Genomic DNA, 23060 nt, shown 5'->3' with positions numbered 1-23060 from the left:
ATGAAGCTTAGAAGTAATCGCGAATCAGAACTTCAGCGATTTGAACTGCGTTTGTCGCTGCGCCTTTACGAACGTTATCAGCTACTACCCACATGTTCACGCCGCTGTGATGGCTGATGTCGCTACGAATACGACCAACCATTACGTGGTCCTTACCACCCGCATCACGAACTTGAGTTGGGAAGTCTAGAGCTTGGAATACTTCAACGCCTTCCGTGTTCTCTAGAAGCTGAATAACTTGCTCTGCACCGATTGGCGCACGAGTTTCAACGTGTAGGGATTCAGCGTGACCGTAGAACACAGGAACACGAACACAAGTCGGGTTCACCGTGATTGACGAATCAGCAAAGATTTTCTGAGTTTCCCAAACCATCTTCATTTCTTCACGTGTGTAGCCGTTCTCTGTAAATTCATCGATTTGAGGAATACAGTTGAACGCGATCTGCTGTGAGAATGCTGACTTGTCAGCTGGCATGCCGTTAAGAAGCTTAGCAGTTTGGCCTGCTAGCTCATCGATACCCGGCTTACCTGCACCAGACACAGATTGGTAAGTAGAAACGTTAATACGCTCAAGACCTACTTCATCGTGAATAGGTTTAAGTGCTACTACCATCTGAATAGTAGAACAGTTAGGGTTCGCGATGATGTTGCGGTTACGGAACTCAGCAATCGCTTCAGGGTTCACTTCTGGAACAACCAGAGGAACATCGTATTCATAACGGAAACGTGATGTGTTATCGATAACAACCACACCTTCGTCAGCGGCGATTGGAGCCCAACGTTCTGAAAGCTCGCTACCTGCAGAGAAAAACGCAATATGTACTTGAGACCAATCGAAGTCTTCTACGTTTTGTACTTGTATTGTTTTGCCGTTAAAACGGGAAGTTTTGCCTTCACTACGTTCACTTGCTAGTAAGTGCATTTCACCGACAGGGAATTTACGCTCTTTAAGTACTTCAAGAATGGTTTCACCAACCGCACCAGTCGCACCTAAAATAGCAATATTAAATTCTTGGCTCATTGTTTCTCTCTTTTATAAAGTTGGCTTTACCATAAAACCGAGTTTAGATAACGGCGTTAAATTACAAGATTCGTCGCCCGTTAACTCGACTGCACTGTACTCTCTGCGGTCCCAATATTCTTTACGCATCTTGTCAAAAGAACCCGGCGTAGAGATATTGCGACGGAATAAGGCGTCGTCTTTGCGCACATCATAGATCAACTGAGTCAAATTGTGCAGTGTTGCTTCATCCCAAGCTCTATCTAATTTCATTTGAGGCACTGGCGCTGTTGGCAGAAGATCGCTTGCATAAGCACGCTGTTCAGTACCTAAAAACTCACAATAACTGTTGAAGATCATCGTGGTACCACGTGCTTTACCCTCTAAACCGTAGCCCGCTACGTGAGGAGTTGCAAAAGCAAGCAGTGGAAGTAGCTCAAAATCGACTTCAGGCTCAAACTCAAATACATCAAGAACGGCAGTAAAACCATCGGCTTTTTGCAAGCGAGCTTTTAACGCTTGGTTATCAACAACTGGGCCACGAGCTGCATTAATCAAAATTTGATCAGCACGTAAGTTGTTCAGCACTTGCTCATTGATCAAGTGATGTGTTGGGAACTCACCCGTTTTAGTAATTGGCGTATGCATAGTGATCACGTCCGATTGCTCAAGCAGTGTCTCTAATTCAGTAAACTCACGAGTATCACCCTCTTGTTGTTTTAGAGGATCGTTCAGCAGAACTTTGATACCAATACCTTCAAGGCACTTCGCTAAGTAGCTACCTACCTGACCGCAACCGATAATACCGACCGTTTTGTCGAATACAGAGAAGCCTTGTTGCTGCGCAAGTACCATCATTGCGCTGAAGGCATACTCAGCGACACCCACCTTGTTACAGCCAGGCGCCGCAGTAAAGAAAATGCCACGCTCTTTCATCAATGCTTGGTCGACATGGTCCATACCTGCCGTCGCAGTGCCGACAAACTTCAGCTTGTTGGCTTTGCTAATCAATGACTCATTCACCTTGGTGACAGAGCGAATCATCAATGCGTCTACGTCAACTAGATCGTCAGCAGTTAATGTGCGACCAGACTTCATTGTCACTTCCCCTAGCTGGCTAAATAGCGCTTCAGCATAAGGCATATTTTCGTCGATTAAGATTTTCATTTGGCGAGTACTTTAGTTGGGGTCTATCGACCTAAATGTGAATTGAAATGATTGTGCAAAATTCCACACTCGGTGTCGAGTAGCAAATGGAATACATTATATATAAAGGGCTACGTTGGCATTTATCACACCATATTCCAAAACCGAATCAACACTGAAGATTGTGTAGCCCAGAAACGAAAAATGCCCGATTGAATAAACAATCGGGCAAACATCCAGAACAAAAGGATCCTATCTCGCTCTCCAGGAGACAGAGTCTTGCGTCTGTTCAACCAGTACTAACCAAAGTCAGCACTGATCAAGCTCTGGAAACCTTTCAACTTCTAAATCTTGATTTAAAAAGCTATTTTCTAAAGCGAAGCTTACAAAGCTAGGGTTAAAAAACACGCTTAAAACCATATTTATAAAAGCTATGTTCTGATGGTCATGATTACTGGGCGACCTGTGCGTGTTGAATCTGCATTCACGTCACCCATTAACGATTAACCTTTTATTAATTTAACCTTGGCTTCAATTAGCCTTGGTATTTTTTGATTACTAGCGTTGCGTTCGTACCACCGAAACCAAAGCTGTTAGACATAACCGTTGTTAGCTCTTGTTCACGAGCTTCCGTTACGATGTCTAGGCCTGCGCCTGCTTCGTCTAGGTTTGCAACGTTAATGCTTGGTGCGATGAAGCCGTTATCAAGCATTAGCGTTGAGTAAATTGCTTCGTGTACACCAGCCGCACCTAGAGCGTGACCTGTCATCGCTTTAGTTGCTGAGATTGCCGGGCTGTTTCCGCCAAAGACTTCTTGGATTGCGCCAAGTTCTTTAACGTCACCCACAGGAGTTGAAGTACCGTGAGTGTTCACGTAGTCAACGCCATCAACGTTTTGCATTGCCATCTTCATACAACGAACCGCGCCTTCACCAGAAGGAGCAACCATGTCGTAACCATCTGAAGTTGCGCCGTAACCCACGATCTCGCCGTAGATTTTTGCGCCACGAGCAACAGCGTGCTCAAGCTCTTCGATAACTAGCATGCCGCCGCCACCAGAAATAACGAAACCGTCACGGTCAGCATCGTAGGTACGAGAAGCCAATTCTGGAGTGTCGTTGTATTTAGTAGAAAGTGCGCCCATTGCGTCGAACATCATAGTCAGAGACCAATCCAGCTCTTCACCGCCACCAGCGAATACAACGTCTTGTTTACCCAGTTGGATAAGCTCCATTGCGTGACCAATACAGTGTGCAGATGTTGCACATGCAGAACTCATAGAGTAGTTCACGCCACGGATTTTGAATGGTGTAGCAAGACAAGCAGAAACCGTAGAAGCCATTGTACGTGGCACCATGTATGGACCAACGCGCTTCACGCCTTTCTCACGAATGATGTCTACTGCGTTTACTTGGTTTAGAGATGAAGCACCACCTGAACCCGCTACGATACCCGTGCGGTCATTAGATACTTGATCTTCAGTTAAACCAGAATCAGCAATTGCTTGCTCCATTGAAAGATAAGCGAATGCCGCTGCATCACCCATAAAGCGCATTTTTTTGCGATCGATATGGTCAGCAGGGTTCATTTTTAGGTTACCCCAAACTTGAGAGCGCAAGCCATTTTCCTTGAACTGCTCTGAAGCGGTAATACCAGATTTACCCTCTTTCAGTGATGCTAAAACTTCTTCGACGTTGTTACCGATACTTGAAACAATACCCATACCGGTGATTACGACTCGTTTCATGTGACATTCCTATAATTCTAAATTCAGCTAGATGATAACTAAGAAGCCTAACAAAAGTGGTCAGCTTTCCTAGAAATTCGTACAATCCCTACCAACATATCGCTTCAAATCACAAAATGATAGATTTTATGACTTCAATTACTAATGCAGAACTGGAATGGAATGAGTCTGGCACGCCAGTTTCAGACCAATTTGACGACGTTTACTTCTCTAATGTTAACGGTTTAGAAGAAACTCGCTACGTCTTTTTAAAACAAAACCACCTTCCAGAGCGTTGGCTTGAACATCAACAACGCCGTTTTGTGATAGCTGAAACCGGTTTTGGTACAGGTTTGAACTTTCTCGCAGTCTGGCAATGGTTCGATGCTTTTATTAAAGATAACCCACAAGCGATGACCAAAGAGTTACATTTCATCAGTTTTGAAAAATATCCTCTCAATAAAGAGGATCTCATCAAAGCGCACCAATCGTGGCCAGAATTAGCGGAGTATGCGACACAACTCCAAAAACACTACCCTATCGCCCTGCCTGAATGTCACCGTATTGTGCTTGGTGATGGTGCGATCACGCTTGATTTGTGGTTTGGTGATATTAAAGATTGTATGCCAAACGTGCCGACCCCGCATGAAGGTTTGGTTGACGCTTGGTTCTTAGATGGCTTTGCGCCAAGTAAGAACCCAGAAATGTGGAATCAAAACCTATTCAACGGCATGGCCAAATTGGCAAAACAAGATTGCAGCTGCGCCACTTTCACCGCCGCTGGTTTTGTTCGCCGTGGTTTAATCGAAGCTGGCTTTGCGATGAAAAAGGTCAAAGGCTTTGGTACTAAGCGGGAAATGATTGCCGGCCGACTTGATGAGAAGCACGCCCACACCAACATTAAACCTTGGTATGGCCTAGCTCAACACAGTGATTCACAAGATATCGCCATTATCGGTGGTGGTGTTGCCAGTGCTGCGCTTGCAAAAACGTTAAGCCGACGTGGTAAAAACATCACCCTTTATTGTGAACACCAACAAGCTGCGGGTAATGCCTCGGGCAACAACCAAGGTGCGATTTACCCGTTATTGAGTGAAGCGACATCGAACGTGTCTCGCGTGTTTGGCCCAGGGTTACTGTTTGCTCGTCAATTTATTAATCAAGCGGCTCAGTCTGTTCAATTTGATCACGACTGGTGTGGCGTGAACATTTTGATGTGGGATGAAGGCTCCACTAAAAAGCTCAACCGCATGTTGGAAGGCAATTTTCACACAGACTTGATTCAGCGCTTAACGCCAGAGCAAGCCAACGAAAAGATTGGTTTACCGGTCGATAAAGAGAGTGTTTACTTTCCATTGGGTGGGTGGCTAAGCCCTCTTCAGCTTACTCAAGGTTTGATTGGTAAGTTAGAAGAGACAAACCAAGTGAGCGCACACTATCAACACCAAGTTACGCAACTTGAATGGTTAGAAGCAGAGCAGCAATGGTTGCTGACGATTGAGACACCTCAAGGTGAAATTCAAACCAAGCACGATCAAGTGGTTGTCGCGAATGGACACAAGTTCACCCAATTTGAACAAACTCGCCCCGTACCTCTGACACCAGTTAAAGGGCAAGTAAGTCATATCCCGACTACAGAGAATCTCAGCCAGTTAAAAACGGTATTGTGCTTTGATGGCTACCTGACGCCACAAAACCCAAATAATGGTCACCACTGTATTGGCGCGAATTACGATAAAACCAATATCGACCAAGAGTTTGATATTGAGGTTCAGCAACATAATGGCGAGCGCCTGCATGGGTCGCTACCAGACCAAGCATGGACAAAAGATGTCGATACCAGCGGCAACTTAGCGCGCCAAGGTATCCGCAGCGTGAGTCGAGATCACCTACCATTCGTCGGTAATGTTGGCGATTTTGAATCCATCAAAGAGCAATATCAGAATCTGCACAACTTTAATCCGCAGCGTGATGCTAGCGACGATATCGAACCTGTTAGCAGCTATCCGAACTTGTTCTGCTTTATCGGTTTAGGTTCGCGTGGTTTGAGCTCGACCCCTCTTTTAGCTGAAGTTTTAGCATCGCAAATTTGTGGCGATCCTCTACCTCTTCCGGTTGATGTGCTCGAAGCCATTCATCCAAGTCGAATGTGGATTAGAAGATTACGCAAAGGCAAAGCGTTAACAGAAGGTTGGGTTTCAACGAAACAAACCAGTGCGGAATAGTCGATTCTAGACTAGGTCTAAATATTCAAATAAGTATTAGGACGACCCAAACAAAAAGCCCGAGCATCTCTCAATGCTCGGGCTTTGTTTTTCTATCTTGTCTGCGTCGCTGCTTCTTATTCTAGAGCCGTTAGTTACTTTGCAGCTATTCGCTTTACTTTCCGCTTTTACAGCTTAGCAATCACGTCTTTAATTTGAGCGGCAATCTCTTCGTTGCTAATTGAACCCGACTCAAAATCAAAGTTATCGTAGAAGCTTGGTACTGAAAGTGACGCTTTAACGTTACCGCCAAAAAATGGTGCTGAACCTGTTGCTGCGCCAAGTACAGTCTGTGCGCCACCCGGGCCCGGTGAGGTTGCTAAGTAAATCGCAGGCTTCTCACCAAATACTGAACGCTCAATGCGTGTCGTCCAGTCAAATAAGTTTTTGTACGCTGCTGGGTAATGACCGTTGTGTTCAGCAAACGAGATAACGAATGCATCGGCTTCAGTTAGGTCACGTAAAAATGCTTGAGCGCCTTCCGCTTGGCCAATCTCTTTTTCAGTGTCTTCACTGAACATAGGCACGTTGTAATCGGTGATGTTTAGGACTTTTACTTCAGCACCTTCAATCAAGTTTGCTGCGTAAGTTGCTAGTGCTTTATTGATAGAGGTAGAGCTTGTGCTTGCGCCAAATGCGATAACTTTCATGATGTGACCTTTTCTGTAATTCCGTTAAGTGGGATTAGAATAACGTAGTCAGAAAATGGAACCATCACAAGAAATGAACGGACTCATTCAAAAATTTCGAATGAGTCTCAAATTATTGGTTCGCTCAAAAATGAGGAGGAAGAGTAATGAGCGAATTACGGTAGACGAATAATGCTAGACGAATAAAATTAAGCTTGGTTTTGCAGCTCAACCCAAAGGTCATTAACGATCGTGCGATCGGCTGGCGTCAATTCAGAACGCGCGTCTTCTAGGCTCTTCTCAATACGTAATTTAACTTCTGCTACGTCTTCAATGCCGTCTTCTTCACATGAAGCCACTGAAAGAGAAATATGACCACGTAAGTAACCACCAGCAAACAGTTCATCGTCTGATGCGTTTTCAATGCGAGCATCAATTACTTCAAGTAGTTTTTCTTCAAATTCGATAATCATAATATTCTCTTATTTCACAATAAATTGGCTAGTACATAAAGGTGCAACATCATAGAAGCTGCGTAATGCTTCAGAGAGCATTTTCACGCGAGGCGGAAGACCAGCTTCAAAGATACCCATGACTTCGCTGTGTACTTTATTCATAAAGGCCAAACGATCTGGCTCAAAATCGCCGTGTAGATTGTCACAGCTGACATTAAAAGGAAAGCCTGCACTGGTCGCAATGATCCATTCATACGCTTGTGGGCGAATTTCTACTTTTTCAAACTCAGCTTGAACCGACTCAGTTCGGCCATCAGGCTCATACCAGTAACCAAAATCTTCCAATAAACGACGCTCAGGACCAGCCACACACCAGTGTGCTATCTCGTGAAGTGCTGACGCGTAAAAGCCGCGAGCAAATACGATACGGTGATGAGAAACCTCCCCATCGGCTGGCAGGTAAATAGGCTCGTCCGCTCCCAGTTCTAGCTTGGTATTAAAGCTCTCGAAAAAGGTTTGATTGAAAATGTCGATGATATCTGGGTATTGGTGCGTCATAAGATCAAATTTAAATAAAAAGAACTGGGGCATTTTGCGTTTTTTTAAGCGCTCGGTAAAGCCCTATCACTGGCAATGACATTAGGTTCATCATAATACTTTACGATGACAATCGATTGCTGATCCCAGATTACACCATTTTGAGGTGAATGATTAGTTTAGCTAATCTGAAATGCCTATTCACGGTACAAATATTCATTCGTCAATCAGCGTTTTTACTACTACACTCGCGCTTCATTTTTATATCCCTATGGCCTATAAGACTCCAATTTATAGACCTAAATTATAGAGCTACAGCAATGCTACTAAGTGTTTTGTATATCATTGGCATCACGGCAGAAGCCATGACCGGCGCTCTCAGCGCTGGCAAACAAAAAATGGATTGGTTTGGTGTAATGTTGGTTGCAAGTGCAACGGCAATTGGCGGCGGTACAGTACGAGATATCTTACTCGGCCATTACCCTTTAGGTTGGGTTGAAAACCCACAATATCTGGCGATCACCTGTATCGCGGGTGTTATCACAACAGGACTGGCTAAATGGGTAATCAAGCTAAAAGGGTTATTCATTCGTTTGGATGCGCTGGGGCTTATCGTATTCAGTATCATTGGTACTAAAGTGGCGATGACCATGGGTCTGCACCCAATGATCTGTATGGTGTCTGCATTGGTTACTGGCGTATTTGGTGGCCTGCTGCGCGATCTTATCTGCCGTCAAACACCATTGGTTCTGCATGAAGAGCTGTACGCATCTGTCGCCCTTGTCGCTTCAGGTTTATACCTAGGTTTGCTTGAGCTTGGCATTAACGACGTAACAGCAACGATTGTTACGCTTGTAGTTGGCTACTTGCTGCGTATGGCTGCCGTAAGATTCAAATGGCGCTTGCCTTCGTTCCAGCTTGATCCGGAAAGCTCTGTGCATTAGATATTCTCAATGACGCAGAATATAAAAAGGGTTGCTTCATTACGAAGCAACCCTTTTTTGTTTCTATCAAATCAGTTTCAAATCTGTTTTGAATAAAACGAAGCAGAACTAGATTTTTGGCGTTTCTGTTGTCACACCAAAGTTTTGACCACGGTGACGTAGCAAGTGATCAAGCAATACAATCGCTAACATCGCTTCTGCGATAGGCACTGCACGAATACCAACACATGGATCGTGACGACCTTTAGTGATTAACTGCGTTGCTTCACCGTCTTTAGTGATCGTGTCACCAGGAACAGTAATGCTTGATGTTGGTTTAAGCGCAATGCTCGCCACAATATCTTGGCCAGTAGAAATACCGCCTAAGATACCGCCAGCATGGTTGCTGCTGAAGCCTTCTGGAGTTAATGGATCACGGTGTTCACTACCGCGTTGATTAACGACATCAAAGCCATCACCAATCTCAACACCTTTCACCGCATTAATGCTCATTAGAGCGTGAGCAATGTCAGCATCTAAACGATCAAAGATTGGTTCACCAAGGCCTACAGGCACTTTAGTCGCAACCACTTGAATCTTCGCACCAATCGAGTTGCCTTCTTTTAGCAGGTCACGAATCAGTTGGTCAAACTCAGGCACTTTGTCGGCATCTGGGCAGAAAAACGCGTTGTTTTCGATCTCATTCCAATCCACTTTATCAATTGAGATGTCACCCATTTGAGAAAGATATGCTTGGATTTCAACACCAAATTCTTGTTTCAGGTATTTCTTCGCAATTGCACCTGCCGCAACACGCATTGCAGTTTCACGAGCAGAAGAACGACCGCCGCCACGGTAATCACGCACACCGTACTTTTGATGGTAGGTATAGTCAGCATGACCAGGACGGAATTTATCTTTAATTTCGGAATAGTCTTTAGAGCGTTGGTCTGTATTTTCAATCAATAGACCAATAGAAGTGCCCGTAGTTTGGCCTTCAAATACACCTGATAAGATTTTCACTTCATCCGCTTCACGGCGAGCCGTTGTATAGCGAGAAGTACCAGGGCGACGACGATCCAAATCTCTTTGAAGGTCTGCTTCGGTAATTTCTAATCCTGGTGGGCACCCATCTACGATACATCCTAGTGCGATACCGTGACTTTCTCCGAACGTAGTCACGCGGAAATGTTGTCCGATACTGTTTCCTGCCATTACTTCCTCTAAATCAGCCATCACTCAGAAGGTTTGATTCCTAAACCGACTGGCTAATAGCCTTACTTGTCTATTCTTCGTGAATTCATAGTGGCTTTATTACTAAATGATGTAAACCCCAAAAAACGAACAATTTTAACTTTCTATTACATAAGCCGAATGAAATGAATAACGAGGGAAAATTAGTGGCGCTTTAAAGTGGTGATTTTGAATAGTTTCATGGCCAGTTAACAAAGGTTAATGAACTCGGTTTGAATACTCTCTATGTTGTAGCCCAAAATAATAAGGAGAAAAGTGATGATCGAGTGGAGAGTTAAAAAATTTGCGGAGCTGTCTGTTCAAGAGCTCTATGATTTCTTACAGCAAAGAGTCGATATTTTTATCGTGGATATGAACACTCCCTATAGTGATCTAGACGGCAAAGATAATCATCCAGAGACCTATCACGTCATGGGTTATGAGAACGGACACCTAGTGGCTTACAGTCGAATTATGGCTCAGAAGCTTGGATACCCCGTAGATGTTCTCCCTCTGCTCGATTCTGATGCAGATGATGTTTGTATCGGGCGAGTGATCGTAGCGAAAGAATGCCGAGGTAAACAGATAGGTAACCAGCTCATGCAAGTCAGTTTTGATACCACTCGGAAGATCTACCCTGATTGCTCAATTTTTATTTCGGCACAAGCTCATCTTAAAGATTATTATGGTAAGTTCGGTTTCGACGTAGTGACCGATCGTTACTTGGAAGATGGATGCAGTATGCTAGGCCTTAGATATACCCCACAGCTCGTTGCCGTTTAGCAAAAACTGAAAGACAAAGGCATCTAAAGACACAACATGGTATTGAAATATTAAGTCGTTCTGAAATGCAAAAAACCCGACAACTCAGAGAGTTATCGGGTTTCTTTAAATAGTGGTACGCCCTGAAGGATTCGAACCTTCGACCACCTCCTTAGAAGGGAGGTGCTCTATCCAGCTGAGCTAAGGGCGCGCTACAGGAAAGGATTATACGAATTCGAATCAGTAAAGCAACGGCTTTATCTAACATTCTGATCCAAGTGAGTAAAAAAAGGGCAATAAGATTATAAGTGTTGGAAAATAGAACAAAGCAAACGTTTGCTTGATGGTAATCAAAAAGATTTTCTGGAATAATGCGCCAAAACATCAGCCACTAACTTGAATATCAATACTAAGGAAATTCATGACTGCTCAAAATATTGATGGAAAGCTAATTTCTCAAACGGTTCGCTCTGAAGTAGCGGCACGTGTAAAAGCTCGTACTCAAGCTGGATTACGCGCCCCGGGCCTAGCGGTTGTTTTAGTGGGTGAAGACCCGGCATCTCAGGTTTACGTTGGCAGTAAACGCAAAGCGTGTGAAGAAGTTGGTTTCGTCTCGAAATCTTTTGATTTACCAGCAACTGCCACCGAACATGAATTGCTAACGCTAGTCGATCAACTCAACGAAGACCCAGAGATTGATGGCATTCTAGTTCAACTGCCTTTGCCTGCTGGTATCGATACTACTCACGTTCTTGAGCGTATCACACCTGAAAAAGACGTTGATGGCTTCCACCCATACAACGTAGGCCGTTTGGCTCAGCGTATGCCTAAGCTGCGCTCTTGTACGCCTAAAGGCATCATCACGCTGCTTGACCGTTACAACATCGATTTACGCGGCAAGCACGCGGTTGTTGTTGGTGCATCAAACATCGTTGGTCGCCCAATGACTCTAGAACTGCTTCTAGCAGGTTGTACGACAACAACATGCCACCGCTTCACCAAAGACCTTGAAGGTCACGTACGTCAAGCAGACGTTGTTGTGGTTGCCGTTGGTAAGCCTAACTTCATTCCTGGTGCTTGGATTAAGAAAGGTGCTGTTGTGGTCGATGTTGGTATCAACCGTTTGGAATCTGGCAAGCTCGTTGGCGACGTTGAATACGATGTGGCTAAAGAGAGCGCAAGCTTCATCACACCAGTTCCGGGTGGTGTAGGTCCAATGACAGTGGCAAGCCTAATCGAAAATACTATGATCGCTTGTGAGCAATTTCACTCGAAATAGTCGGCAATGACAGCTTAGGTAGTAATACCAGTGGCATGAATTGCCTCGCCCTAGAGTAAAATAAGCTAGGGCAAAATTAAAAAGCCGCAGCGTGAAGACGTTGCGGCTTTTTTGATACTGAGCGATTCGTTTTTGATACAAAGCGACTCGCTTTAAATACAGAGCACTCGCTACTTATCCGGAGTATCGATACCTTCAATCTCTTCCGAAGGCGGCAATAAACTAATGACCTGACACTCCGTTGATATGAGTTTTTCCAAATCAGAACCTTGCGTCACTAAACGGAAATCACCGCCAGTAATCACACCCAATGGAATCGCTTTAGGATACAGCGCGTTAAACTCATTAAGGTCAAATGCTTCGGTCAAACCCGTGCTCTTAATTTGGCTACCTTGAGCCATCAAGGAGTTAAGTTTGGAATAGGTAACCCCTTCTGAAAACAGGCTTCTATTGCCATCACGGCTCACCTGATGCCTTTCATGTTTATTTTCTGATGATTCAAGTTCAAACACCTTATTCTCACCAAACTCATCTTGATAGTGCATACTGACTAATGGGTTGGTTTGACGGTAAGGCGAAACGATCATGGCACGCCCTATCCCGTCCAATTCCAGATTATTTTCAGCATGGCTCGAAGCTGGATTACCGAAATAGACATTCAAGTTGTCCATGCGCGCTAAGCGAATGCTCTCCCAGTTGGTATCGGCAAGCACACTGTTGATATTGTGTGTCGCCAGCACTTTGGCAAACTGACGTGAAAAATGAGTCGCACCAAAGAAAATAACCCCTTGTGCCTTCTCTTGAGTCACACCCAGCCTTCTAGCCCACCAACTCGCGGTTAGGCTCTGAATCACAACCGTGCCTATGATGACCAAGAACACCATTGGCACCAGTAGGTCAGCCCCTTCGATTAATTGCTTCTCTTGAAGCTTGATTGCAAATAGAGAAGAGACTGCAGCAGCAACGATCCCGCGAGGCGCCATCCAGCTCAAAAACCATTTATCTGCTGAAGTAAGATCCGTGCCGATCCCGCTGATCCACACACTTAGAGGACGAGCCACCAGCATGACGACCGCTAATAAGCCAATTCCGCCCCAACCTATTGAGAGGAAAGTCCCAGAATCAAGCCTGCTCGCTAACAGTATAAACAACGCAGAAATGAGTAACACAGTCAGGGTTTCTTTGAATTCAATAATGTCTTCGAGATCCAAGCCTTTCACATTGGCGAGCCAAATACCCATAATGGTCACGGTTAATAAACCGGACTCTTCACTCAGATCATTTGAGAAAGAGAACGCCGCCAGCATTAATGTCAGAACCGCCACGTTACGCAAATAGTGCGGAACCCAATGCCCTTTCAGCATCTTGGCAATCAAATGGCCACCGATGATCCCTAAGCCCAAACCAATGGCTAAAGTTAGCCCCAACGCCGACAGAACATGGCTTGTAGGATCGGCTGAAGAGACAATGTATTCGTAAACGAGAACGGCAAACAGAGCGCCAATCGGGTCAATCACTATCCCTTCCCAGCGCAAGATACTGCCTAGCGAAGATTTGGGTTGAATGCTGCGCAGCATGGGAACAATCACCGTTGGGCCAGTCACCACGACTAATGCAGCAAACAGCGCCGCCAATGGCCAACTGAAATCGACAAAATAATAAGCCCCCACCACGATGCACGCCCATGTAATCAACATGCCGAAACTCACTAAGTGAGTCACCATGCGGCCATGGCCTCTGATTTCTTTGAAATTAAGAGTCAATGCACCTTCAAACAGAATGATGGCGACCCCTAATGAAATCAACGGGAACAGTACATCACCAAAAATGGCATCAGGATTAAGGATGTTTAGACCGGGACCTAACAGCAGGCCAACGATAAGCAAAGGAAGAATAGCGGGAAGACGCAAACGCCAACCAAGTAGCTGGCAAGCCAAGGACAAGAGTCCAATTAACGCCAAAGAAGAAGTGATCGACAAATCCATTTGTGCCCCTAAACATTTGTACCACACCCTGTGGTACAAACTTATTCACTGAAATAAGAAAGCCTACGTTCTTACACTATAGGCTCTCTTTATCATACTAAGCGAATATTATTGTGGTTAATCAGTCACTTTACTATAGGGAGAGCAAAGCCACGATTAGCTAACTAGGTGATTATGGCCGAGTTAGAAAGTGCTTATAAGTCACCAATGATTACTTATAGAGAAAGCACCACGCCCGCAATCGCTGCGCTCATTAGGTTGGCAAGCACACCCGCACAAATTGCTTTAAAGCCGTATTGTGAGATGAAAGAACGACGCTCTGGAACCAAGCTGCCCAAACCGCCAATCAGAATTGCCATCGTAGAGATGTTTGCAAAACCGCATAGCGCGAAAGTAACGATCGCTTTTGAGTGCTCACTCAGTGCGTCTTTTACGTCCATTAACTGGATGAAAGCCACAAACTCGTTCACAACGATCTTGTTACCGATCAGCGAGCCAGCAACCACAGCCTCAGACCACGGCACACCGATCAGCCATGCAACGGGTGCGAACACATAACCTAGAATAAGTTCGAAGCTTAGGTTTACGCCAAACCAGCCACCAACAATACCTAACAAGCCATTCAGCATGGCAATCACACTGATAAAGGCCAGAAGTGTCGCGCCCACAGCAACGGCAATACGAAGTCCAGACATAGCCCCATCTGCCATTGCCTCAACGACGTTTGTTGCTCGTGGAATTTCAACGTCAGACTCAATATTTTCTTGAGCCTCATCTGCGCTGCCAGGTACCAAAATCTTGGCCATCAATAGACCAGCAGGTGCCGACATAAACGCTGCAGCGATAAGGTAATTCAAATCAACACCAAGCGATGCATAACCCACTAACGTACCACCAGCAACAGAAGCTAAACCACACACCATTACGGCAAACAGCTGTGAATCCGTCATGTGCTTCAAGTAAGGTTTAACCACCAATGGCGCTTCGATCATGCCAACAAAAATATTCGCAGTAGCAGACAGTGACTCCGCACGACCTGTACCTAAGAACTTTTGCAAAGCCCCACCGATTAGGTTGATCACCTTTGGCATAAAGCCGATGTGATACAAACCTGAAATCAATGCAGAGAAAAAGATAATGATGCCGAGAACGTTAATAGCGAATACAAATCCGTTATTCGTTAGGCCACCAAATAGGAAGTTAATCCCCTCTTGACCGTAGTTGATCAAACTAGACACTGCACCAGTGGCTGCATTCAGCACTTCTTTACCCATTGGCACATACAGAACCAGTAGGGCGAATGAGATTTGCAGTAAGAAAGCCAAAGAGACGGTTCTTAGCGGGATATTTTTTCTGTCCGTAGATAGTAACCAAGCGGTTACTAAAATAGTGATAATTCCAAGTAGGGAAGCCATGTGCGTCAACCTAAAAGTTGTAGGTAGGAAAGGCGACGCATTCTATAGAGGAAATCGTTTGCGGCAAGTTGAGGTTGTTAATGTGATGTTGGTTGAATCACTCTTTAATAGCCCCTCCCACTAAGTCATTGAATTGTAATAATTAACTTTGATTAAAAAACAAACTTTTTCCATATGGAAATTATATTTATAGATTGGGAAACAGTTAGCGGTGCAGTTCAACGCAGGTTTTGAGGTTTTTGTCCCAATAAGTCGGTGATCCGATATGATCTTTGATGAACTCAATCACTGCAGAAAGCTTCTTCGGCATGTTCTTTCGGCTCGGATACACGGCATAGAATGGCATCAGCTGACTCGCTCGCCATTCCGGTAAAACTTGGATGAGCTTGCCCGTTCTAAATTCTTCTTTGACTAAGTAAGTCGCTAGGTAAGCAATGCCCCAGCCTGATACTGCCGCGTCTCGTACCGCTTCAGCCAAATCCACCGAGTAATCGCCCGCCACTTTAACACTGAGATTTTCTTGGCCGTTATCAAATGCCCATGACGTGTAATCACGTTCACGGCTGCGGTAGATAAGACAGTTATGGTCAATCAGATCAGATGGCACGTGTGGAGTCCCTGCCTTAATCAGATAATCCGGTGATGCGGCTACCACAAACTGGCTGTCGGCTAGGCGCTGCGCAATGTAACCTTCAGGTAAGTCTTCATTGTTAGTGATCCAGAGATCCAAACGCTCCTCAATCATGTCCACTTTGTAATCGAACAAATGCACTTCAATTCTCAGCTGAGGGTAAAGCTGTCTAAGCTGGTCAATCGCTGGAATGATATGCAGTGTGCCAAATGACTGAGACAAGCCTATGCGGAATATTCCAGAAATGTCGTCACGCTGGCTATCCATGTCCATTTGAGCCGCTTTCACCGTATTGAATAGCTGCTCACAATGCTGATAGAACACTTCTCCAGCTTCGGTTAACGTAAGGCTGCGTGTGGTTCTTTGCACTAACTTGATACCTATCGAATCCTCGAGCAAAGCAATTTGTTTACTGATGTGAGATACCGACACATTCAAGCTTTTTGCTGCACTGGTAAAGCCTTCATGCTTGATTAACGCATGGAATATCACCATCTGTGCGGCTCTATCTGTTAGCACAAAACCACCTTCTTAAATCTCTGAAATATAAAATAAAAAGGACTCCGAAGAGTCCTTTAATCTGTTCTGCCTATAGTAGGCTAAATGCTATTCAAAGCGACCTAGTTCTATTAATCAGATTAAGTCTATTAATCAAATTAGGTCTATTAATCAAATTAGGTCAATTAATCAAACTTAATTCTATCGGCTAGGTGGCTGACAGCCAAAGCAAAGTAGTAAGAACGATTCCACTTCATTAACACATTGTAGTTATTGTAAATGAGGTACGAACGGCCAGTTTCATCGTCTGGCATAATTAACCAAGCTTTAATATCTTCATCAAGCGTTGGTAATGGGCGATCGTCATAACGCTTAATACCAAGTTCAGACCACTCTTTTAGGTATTTCGCTTTGTCTTCGTCTCGACCTTGCATCTCAATAGACACGGTTGATGGAACGTGAACCTGACGCCCCCAAGTATATTTGTCATCCCAACCCGATTGGCTGAGATAATTAGCCGCCGAAGCAAACACGTCTTCTTCGGTACCCCAAATATCTTTCTTGCCATCACCACTGCCATCAGCGGCGTAAGCTAAGAATGAGCTTGGCATAAACTGAGGTTGCCCCATCGCGCCAGCCCAAGAGCCTTTCATCTCTTTTGGTGCAATATGGCCTTGATCCAGAATCTTCAATGCCGCCATCGCTTCGCTACGGAAGAAGGCTTCTCTGCGACCTTCATAAGCCATGGTTGTTAGAGCATCAATAACACTGTAATTCCCCGTGAACTTACCAAAATTACTCTCTACACCCCACAGAGCGACAATGAATCTTGGTTGAACACCATATTCATCACCAATACGCTTTAACGCCGTGTAGTGTTTCTTATAGAGTGATCTCGCCTGCTTCACTTTCCAGTCAGGAACCGCACGTGGAATGTATTCATCCAGAGTCAGTTTCTTTTCTGGTTGGTTTTTGTCAGCTTTTACCGCTCTTGGCTTAAACGTCACACCATCAAAAGCTTCATCAATGATCGCTTCAGAAATACCTTCTTCACGACCTTGTTGCTTTAGTTTTTCTACATATTGCTCAAAGCTAAGCTCTTCAGCTTGAACCGAGCCAATGGTCAGGCTATTACCCAATAGTAATGCCGACACAGCCAATATGGTTTTCGAAAATTTACTCAACGATCACTCCTCCTTGAATTGAGGTGGCTATCACTCTTCGTCTTGACCTTTTTTTTGAGCTTTACGCTCTTTATGAAGCTCAAGTTCGTTAACTGGTGGTGGCGGAACCTGCAAAAAGAAACCATCGGTGTTCAGTGATTCTCTCACTTTATCGATGTTCACTTGAGCCAGTTTACGGCCGTCCATTTTAATTACCATTACAAAACTAGGTTTACCAAACATTTGCATCAATGCGTCAGGAACTTGTGAAAAATCATCCTTCTTAGGGATATAAAGGTATGTTCCTTCTTTCTTTGAACTTTTATATATAGAACACAGCATGACAAACCTTTTTTAAATGTTTATGACTACAAAACTCTCACTTGCGAGATCAATAGTTTATGTTAGGGAAATATTGGGAACAAAACGTTCATTTGACAACAAGATTACTTGCTGTGCTTGGTTTGGGAATATAACATGATAAACCTAGTTTCAGGCAATGCCCTTTATTTTATTGATAAAGAAATTGTACCAATCCGCTATTGAGGTCCTGTAGTTTTTCGATGTCTAGTAACCCAGATCTAAAAGGTAGCAGTTTCACGCTATCTGTTTTGCACTTATCCGATGATCAAGTCGAAAATGCAGTGTCTTTTCTTCAAGAGAAGGTAGACCAGGCACCCACTTTTTTCGCAGCTGCGCCTGTTGTTATCAACATTAGCAAAGTCGCGGGCGATATAGATTTCGTGCAACTGAAAAATGGTATATCTCAAGCGGGCATGATCCCGGTTGGTGTGGCAGGCTGTTCAGATAAACGCATGCAAAACTTAGCCAGAGATGCAGGTTTTGCCGTGATGACAGCAAGTAAATCACCTTCTCAAGCTCCGGCGAAGATGGCCCCGATAAAGGTGGTGAGAACCCCGATACGTTCTGGTCAGCAGGTGTATGCGAAAGATGGCGATCTATTGATCCTCAGCCATGTGAGCGCTGGCGCAGAAGTCATTGCCGATGGCAGCATCCATATTCATGGCACTTTACGTGGCCGTGCGATTGCAGGTGCAAGTGGTCAAACTGAAGCAAAAATAATTTGTAATGATTTACAAGCCGAGCTGGTTTCCATTGCAGGAAATTACTGGCTCAGCGATCAAATTGAAAGCGAGTACTGGCAGAAGAAAACCATGTTCAGTATGGCAAACGATGTATTACACGTTGATGTCCTCGCAATATAAGAGAAATAAAAGGAAAACAGAATGGCACGCATTATCGTTGTAACGTCGGGTAAAGGCGGGGTAGGCAAAACGACCTCCAGTGCAGCTATTGCCTCGGGTCTGGCTTTAAAAGGGAAGAAAACCGCAGTCATCGACTTTGATATCGGTCTGCGTAACCTAGATTTAATCATGGGTTGTGAGCGTCGTGTTGTGTACGACTTCGTTAATGTTATCAATGGTGAAGCGACGCTGAACCAAGCGATGATCAAAGACAAGCGTACAGAGAACCTGTTCATTCTTCCTGCTTCTCAAACTCGTGATAAAGACGCACTAACAAAAGATGGCGTTCGTCGTGTGTTTGATGAATTGGATGAAATGGGCTTTGATTTCATCATCTGTGATTCTCCTGCGGGTATCGAGCAAGGCGCTCTAATGGCGCTTTACTTTGCTGATGAAGCGATTGTAACCACCAACCCTGAAGTCTCTTCTGTACGCGACTCAGACCGTATTCTAGGTATTCTTGACTCTAAATCTCGTCGTTCAGAAGACGGCTTAGAGCCAGTGAAAACACACCTTCTACTGACTCGCTACAATCCAGCACGCGTAACTCAAGGTGAGATGCTCAGTGTGGAAGACGTTGAAGAAATCCTGCACATCTCTCTACTGGGCGTGATTCCAGAGAGCCAGGCAGTACTGAACGCATCGAACAAGGGTGTGCCAGTTATCTTTGACGAAGCAACCGACGCAGGTATGGCTTACAATGATACTGTAGAGCGACTACTGGGTAGCCAAGTGGACTTCCGTTTCTTAACGGAACAGAAGAAAGGCATCTTCAAAAGACTGTTCGGGGGCTAATACGCAATGTCATTATTAGAGTTTTTTAGACCACAGAAAAAGACAACCGCAAACCTAGCCAAAGAGCGTTTGCAGATCATTGTTGCCGAGCGACGCAGCCATGACGACCCAGCGCCGTCTTACTTGCCGCAACTGAAAGAAGACATCTTGAAATGTATTGCGAAGTACGTTGAAGTCGATCCATCAATGGTTGATCTGACGTTCGAACATAAAGATGACGACATCTCAGTATTAGAGCTGAACGTTAAGCTTCCAGAAGAAGATCGATAACTAAAGCCTGAGCTGTGCTTATCAATACTCAATAAAAAAGAGAGCCTAGGCTCTCTTTTTTATGTCTGAAACTTTTATCTCTGCAGCATTCGTTGCTTACTGAAGATATAAGGTTATTTGATTGCTTTATTTAGCTTCTCACCAACCACGTCTAGGCGCCAACCTTGCATTACATCAGGCAGCTTCTCTGGATTACGATCGTACTTCCAAATCCAGCTTAACACTTGATTAAGTTGCTTCTTCGATGCCAAAAACTCAGTCGCTAAACCACTGTGTTGCGATGCTGTTTTCACTTCATCTTTCAACACTTTGAAGAGTTGCTTGTAACCTGGGTAGTCCATTAGACGTTCTACTGGCGCTGGGTACTCTTCTTCTGGCGTATGCTCAGCTAATTTCACGATTGAGCTGATCTTCGCACCATGGCGACGCACAGAACGGTAATCAAACCCTTCCTGCTCCATATGCTTAGGATCTTTCATCGCGAAACGCGCTACTGCCCATAAGTCTTGCTCTTTAAAGACAAAGTTCAGCGCTAAGTCACGCTTAATCGCTTCTTTTAAACGCCAAGTTGCTAGCGGTCTTAAAATAGCTAGCTGCTGAGGCTTTAGCTGCCACGCGCCTTTAATATCAAGGTAAGCGTTATCTGGGTTTGCTTTGCGGATGCGCTTAGCCACTTGTAAATCAGACTCTTGTTGCGCCGCTTCCCACCAGCCCGCTTCCATCACTTTTTCTAGAAGCTTGTTGTACATTGGCATCAAGTAGTGAACGTCTGCTGCTGCGTAGTCGAGTTGCTTTTGAGAAAGCGGACGCGCTAGCCAGTCGGTTCGAGATTCACTCTTATCTAGGTCAACACCTACAAACTCAGAAACTAGAGCCGCAAAGCCAGTTGAAAGACCATGACCTAAGAAGGCTGCCATGATCTGCGTATCAACCATTGGTGTTGGCGTACAGCCAAATGCGTTCTGGAATACTTCTAGATCTTCGCCACACGCGTGCAACACTTTCAGTACTGAAGTGTCTTTCAACAGCCCAACAAACGGGGTCATTTCATCAAGAGCAATAGGATCAATCAGTGACAGCGTTTCACCATCAAATAACTGAATTAAGCCTAATTGAGGATAATAGGTTCTTGTACGAACGAACTCTGTATCAAGCATAACAACATCGGCTTCACGTGCTTGTTGGCAAACTCGCTCAAGGTCTTTCACTTGGGTAATGATTTGATAATCCACAAAAACTCTCACTGATTTTACTTTGATCGCCGGATACAAAAATGCCGACATTAACTGTCGGCATTCTAACACCATTTTTCAGCGCTCGCTTAGATTAAGCGCCTGAATGGTTTCGGGTGCTAATTTCTCGCGAACCCGAGCATTACTCGCTTGCGCGTTTGGCAAGCTCTGCGTCATTTTCTTCACGAAGCACTCTGCGCAAGATTTTGCCTACATTGGTTTTTGGTAGTTCTTCACGGAACTCAATCAATTTAGGGATCTTGTAGCCAGTTAGGTGTTCACGACAGTGCGCGATAATGTCTTCTTTGGTTAGGCTAGGGTCACGTTTCACAACGTAAATCTTAACCAGCTCACCAGACACCTCATGAGGTTGGCCGATAGCCGCAACTTCTAACACTTTACCATGCAGAGCCACAACATCTTCAATCTCGTTCGGGTAAACGTTGAAGCCTGACACTAGAATCATGTCTTTCTTACGGTCTACGATGTACAACAAGCCTTCGTCATCAAACTTAACGATATCACCAGTCGATAACCAACCATCTTGGTCGATCACTTCTTTGGTCGCTTCTGGACGTTGCCAGTAGCCTTGCATCACTTGAGGACCACGAACCTGCAATTCACCCACTTGGTCATTGCTAACTACTTTACCTTCATCATCAACAATACGAACTTCTGTCGATGGTACTGGTAGGCCGATTGCACCCGTATAGTCTTTCAGATCGTATGGGTTACCCGTTACTAGAGGAGCACACTCGGTTAAACCATAGCCTTCAAGTAGATGGACACCTGTCGCTTTCTTCCATTGCTCAGCAACAGCGCGTTGAACCGCCATACCACCGCCAACAGATAAACGCATATTACTGAAATCCAACTCGTGGAAATCTTCGTTATTGACTAGCGCATTGAACAAGGTGTTTACGCCAGTAATCGCGGTAAACGGAACCTTTTGCAGCTCTTTAATAAAGCCAGGAATGTCACGAGGGTTAGTAATCAGAAGGTTACGACCACCCATCTCAACAAACAGTAAGCAGTTCACAGTCAGTGCGAACACATGGTAAAGCGGCAATGCCGTTACCACCAATTCACGGCCTTCTTGCAGAACAGGGCTATATGCCCCTTTCGCTTGAAGTACGTTCGCAATCATATTGCGGTGCGTTAGGATTGCGCCTTTCGCTACGCCCGTTGTACCACCCGTGTACTGTAGGAATGCGATGTCATCGCCAGCCATAAATGGCTTCACATACTGTAGGCGACGGCCTTTGTGCAGTGCTTTTCGAAATGAGATAGCACCCGGCAGATCGTACTTAGGCACCATGCCTTTTACGTATTTCACTACGAAGTCGACAATCGTACCTTTTGCTCGTGGCAGCATTTGCCCTAAGCTGGTTAGCACAACGTGTTTCACCGGAGTTTTATCAACGACTTTTTCTAGCGTGCTCGCAAAGTTAGAAACGATAACAATCGCCTTTGCGCCAGAGTCATTCAATTGATGTTCAAGTTCACGAGGCGTGTACAGTGGGTTGACGTTCACTGCAATCATACCTGCACGCAGTACACCAAAGAGTGCAATTGGATATTGCAGCAGGTTTGGCATCATCAGCGCGACACGATCGCCTTTCTTCAGTTTTAGATCATTCTGCAGGTAAGCAGCAAAAGCACGACTGCGCTCTTCAAGCTTACGGAATGTCATGATAGACCCCATGTTCTCGAATGCTGGTTGGTCTGCGTACTTCTGTACTGACTGTTCGAACATTTCAATAAGAGATGGGTACTGATCTGGGTTGATCGTCTCTGGTACGTCACTTGGATAACGTGAAAGCCAAGGTTTGTCCACTATGTTACTCCTCGT

General features: G+C 44.8%; 22 protein-coding genes and 1 tRNA gene. 8 read left to right on the top strand and 15 right to left on the bottom strand.

Features of this window, described 5'->3' with window-relative positions; translation table 11 throughout:
• Nucleotides 1-7: 7 nt before the first annotated feature.
• Both AACU28_RS13175 and AACU28_RS13170 read right to left on the bottom strand, forming a co-directional pair.
• Nucleotides 8-1021, bottom strand: coding sequence for an aspartate-semialdehyde dehydrogenase (locus tag AACU28_RS13175; protein ID WP_004734159.1), 1014 nt, complete (start codon nucleotides 1019-1021; stop codon nucleotides 8-10).
• 12 nt (nucleotides 1022-1033) lie between these two features.
• Nucleotides 1034-2167, bottom strand: a complete 1134-nt coding sequence (locus AACU28_RS13170; protein WP_054542235.1) for a 4-phosphoerythronate dehydrogenase — start codon at nucleotides 2165-2167, stop codon at nucleotides 1034-1036.
• A gap of 161 nt (nucleotides 2168-2328) precedes the next feature.
• Here AACU28_RS13170 and AACU28_RS24570 point away from each other — a divergent pair, with 161 nt between their 5' ends.
• Nucleotides 2329-2541: a hypothetical protein gene (locus tag AACU28_RS24570; protein ID WP_102384724.1), complete on the top strand. Its 213-nt coding sequence runs from the start codon at nucleotides 2329-2331 to the stop codon at nucleotides 2539-2541.
• A 140-nt stretch (nucleotides 2542-2681) separates the two neighbouring features.
• On the opposite strand, the gene fabB is transcribed toward AACU28_RS24570, so the two are convergent.
• Nucleotides 2682-3893 (bottom strand): beta-ketoacyl-ACP synthase I, encoded by a 1212-nt coding sequence (gene fabB / locus AACU28_RS13165; protein ID WP_010436883.1) that lies wholly within the window; start codon nucleotides 3891-3893, stop codon nucleotides 2682-2684.
• 56 nt (nucleotides 3894-3949) lie between these two features.
• Between fabB and mnmC the strand changes: the two genes are divergently transcribed.
• The gene (mnmC, locus tag AACU28_RS13160; RefSeq protein ID WP_121603046.1) at nucleotides 3950-6097 is read left to right on the top strand and encodes a bifunctional tRNA (5-methylaminomethyl-2-thiouridine)(34)-methyltransferase MnmD/FAD-dependent 5-carboxymethylaminomethyl-2-thiouridine(34) oxidoreductase MnmC; all 2148 of its coding nucleotides are present in this window, start codon (nucleotides 3950-3952) and stop codon (nucleotides 6095-6097) included.
• A gap of 167 nt (nucleotides 6098-6264) precedes the next feature.
• Here mnmC and AACU28_RS13155 read toward each other — a convergent pair whose 3' ends face one another.
• From AACU28_RS13155 to AACU28_RS13145, 3 genes are all read right to left on the bottom strand, one after another.
• The gene (locus tag AACU28_RS13155) at nucleotides 6265-6786 is read right to left on the bottom strand and encodes an NADPH-dependent FMN reductase (RefSeq protein WP_121603045.1); all 522 of its coding nucleotides are present in this window, start codon (nucleotides 6784-6786) and stop codon (nucleotides 6265-6267) included.
• Nucleotides 6787-6974: 188 nt separating this feature from the next.
• Nucleotides 6975-7238: a YfcL family protein gene (locus AACU28_RS13150; RefSeq protein WP_004734185.1), complete on the bottom strand. Its 264-nt coding sequence runs from the start codon at nucleotides 7236-7238 to the stop codon at nucleotides 6975-6977.
• A gap of 9 nt (nucleotides 7239-7247) precedes the next feature.
• Nucleotides 7248-7778 carry an elongation factor P hydroxylase gene (locus tag AACU28_RS13145; RefSeq protein ID WP_017079495.1) on the bottom strand — a complete coding sequence of 177 codons (531 nt, stop codon included), beginning with the start codon at nucleotides 7776-7778 and terminating at the stop codon, nucleotides 7248-7250.
• Nucleotides 7779-8077: 299 nt separating this feature from the next.
• On the opposite strand from AACU28_RS13145, the gene AACU28_RS13140 reads away from it, so the two are divergent.
• Nucleotides 8078-8701 carry a trimeric intracellular cation channel family protein gene (locus AACU28_RS13140; protein ID WP_004734183.1) on the top strand — a complete coding sequence of 208 codons (624 nt, stop codon included), beginning with the start codon at nucleotides 8078-8080 and terminating at the stop codon, nucleotides 8699-8701.
• 108 nt (nucleotides 8702-8809) lie between these two features.
• On the opposite strand, the gene aroC is transcribed toward AACU28_RS13140, so the two are convergent.
• Nucleotides 8810-9895, bottom strand: a complete 1086-nt coding sequence (gene aroC, locus AACU28_RS13135) for a chorismate synthase (protein WP_004734182.1) — start codon at nucleotides 9893-9895, stop codon at nucleotides 8810-8812.
• 297 nt (nucleotides 9896-10192) lie between these two features.
• Here aroC and AACU28_RS13130 point away from each other — a divergent pair, with 297 nt between their 5' ends.
• Entirely contained in the window at nucleotides 10193-10696 is a 504-nt protein-coding gene (locus AACU28_RS13130; RefSeq protein WP_121603044.1) for a GNAT family N-acetyltransferase, read from the top strand.
• A gap of 113 nt (nucleotides 10697-10809) precedes the next feature.
• On the opposite strand, the gene AACU28_RS13125 is transcribed toward AACU28_RS13130, so the two are convergent.
• A tRNA-Arg gene (locus AACU28_RS13125) sits at nucleotides 10810-10886 on the bottom strand.
• 210 nt (nucleotides 10887-11096) lie between these two features.
• Here AACU28_RS13125 and folD point away from each other — a divergent pair.
• The gene (gene folD, locus AACU28_RS13120) at nucleotides 11097-11954 is read left to right on the top strand and encodes a bifunctional methylenetetrahydrofolate dehydrogenase/methenyltetrahydrofolate cyclohydrolase FolD (RefSeq protein ID WP_004734180.1); all 858 of its coding nucleotides are present in this window, start codon (nucleotides 11097-11099) and stop codon (nucleotides 11952-11954) included.
• Between the two features lie 170 nt (nucleotides 11955-12124).
• On the opposite strand, the gene AACU28_RS13115 is transcribed toward folD, so the two are convergent.
• From AACU28_RS13115 to AACU28_RS13095, 5 genes are all read right to left on the bottom strand, one after another.
• Nucleotides 12125-13939, bottom strand: coding sequence for a cation:proton antiporter (locus tag AACU28_RS13115; RefSeq protein ID WP_121603043.1), 1815 nt, complete (start codon nucleotides 13937-13939; stop codon nucleotides 12125-12127).
• A gap of 215 nt (nucleotides 13940-14154) precedes the next feature.
• Nucleotides 14155-15354, bottom strand: a complete 1200-nt coding sequence (locus AACU28_RS13110) for a NupC/NupG family nucleoside CNT transporter (protein ID WP_004734178.1) — start codon at nucleotides 15352-15354, stop codon at nucleotides 14155-14157.
• Between the two features lie 205 nt (nucleotides 15355-15559).
• Nucleotides 15560-16480, bottom strand: coding sequence for a LysR family transcriptional regulator (locus AACU28_RS13105; RefSeq protein ID WP_102534306.1), 921 nt, complete (start codon nucleotides 16478-16480; stop codon nucleotides 15560-15562).
• Nucleotides 16481-16668: 188 nt separating this feature from the next.
• Nucleotides 16669-17667, bottom strand: coding sequence for a lytic murein transglycosylase (locus AACU28_RS13100; RefSeq protein WP_017079489.1), 999 nt, complete (start codon nucleotides 17665-17667; stop codon nucleotides 16669-16671).
• A 30-nt stretch (nucleotides 17668-17697) separates the two neighbouring features.
• Entirely contained in the window at nucleotides 17698-17988 is a 291-nt protein-coding gene (locus AACU28_RS13095; protein ID WP_017084079.1) for a YcgL domain-containing protein, read from the bottom strand.
• Nucleotides 17989-18209: 221 nt separating this feature from the next.
• Here AACU28_RS13095 and minC point away from each other — a divergent pair, with 221 nt between their 5' ends.
• Genes minC through minE form a run of 3 tightly spaced genes read left to right on the top strand, consistent with a single transcriptional unit; the run spans nucleotide 18210 to nucleotide 19976 of the window.
• On the top strand, nucleotides 18210-18872 hold the full coding sequence (gene minC, locus AACU28_RS13090) for a septum site-determining protein MinC (RefSeq protein WP_017084080.1): 663 nt from the start codon (nucleotides 18210-18212) through the stop codon (nucleotides 18870-18872).
• 21 nt (nucleotides 18873-18893) lie between these two features.
• Complete coding sequence (minD, locus tag AACU28_RS13085) at nucleotides 18894-19706, top strand: septum site-determining protein MinD (RefSeq protein WP_009848498.1); 813 nt, start codon at nucleotides 18894-18896, stop codon at nucleotides 19704-19706.
• A gap of 6 nt (nucleotides 19707-19712) precedes the next feature.
• A complete protein-coding gene (minE, locus tag AACU28_RS13080; protein ID WP_010436847.1) occupies nucleotides 19713-19976 on the top strand; it encodes a cell division topological specificity factor MinE in 264 nt (87 codons plus the stop codon).
• 113 nt (nucleotides 19977-20089) lie between these two features.
• Here the strand turns inward: minE and rnd are convergent, their stop codons facing one another.
• Both rnd and fadD read right to left on the bottom strand, forming a co-directional pair.
• Nucleotides 20090-21208: a ribonuclease D gene (gene rnd, locus AACU28_RS13075; protein ID WP_032500282.1), complete on the bottom strand. Its 1119-nt coding sequence runs from the start codon at nucleotides 21206-21208 to the stop codon at nucleotides 20090-20092.
• A gap of 142 nt (nucleotides 21209-21350) precedes the next feature.
• Nucleotides 21351-23045, bottom strand: a complete 1695-nt coding sequence (fadD, locus tag AACU28_RS13070) for a long-chain-fatty-acid--CoA ligase FadD (RefSeq protein ID WP_102448545.1) — start codon at nucleotides 23043-23045, stop codon at nucleotides 21351-21353.
• Nucleotides 23046-23060 lie beyond the last annotated feature (15 nt).

It is taken from the genome of Vibrio sp. SBT000027, from assembly GCF_963894355.1.
In the GTDB taxonomy this organism is placed as follows: domain Bacteria; phylum Pseudomonadota; class Gammaproteobacteria; order Enterobacterales; family Vibrionaceae; genus Vibrio; species Vibrio splendidus.
Note: the sequence above shows the minus strand (reverse complement) of the source record. Positions and strands in the feature narration are given on the sequence as shown.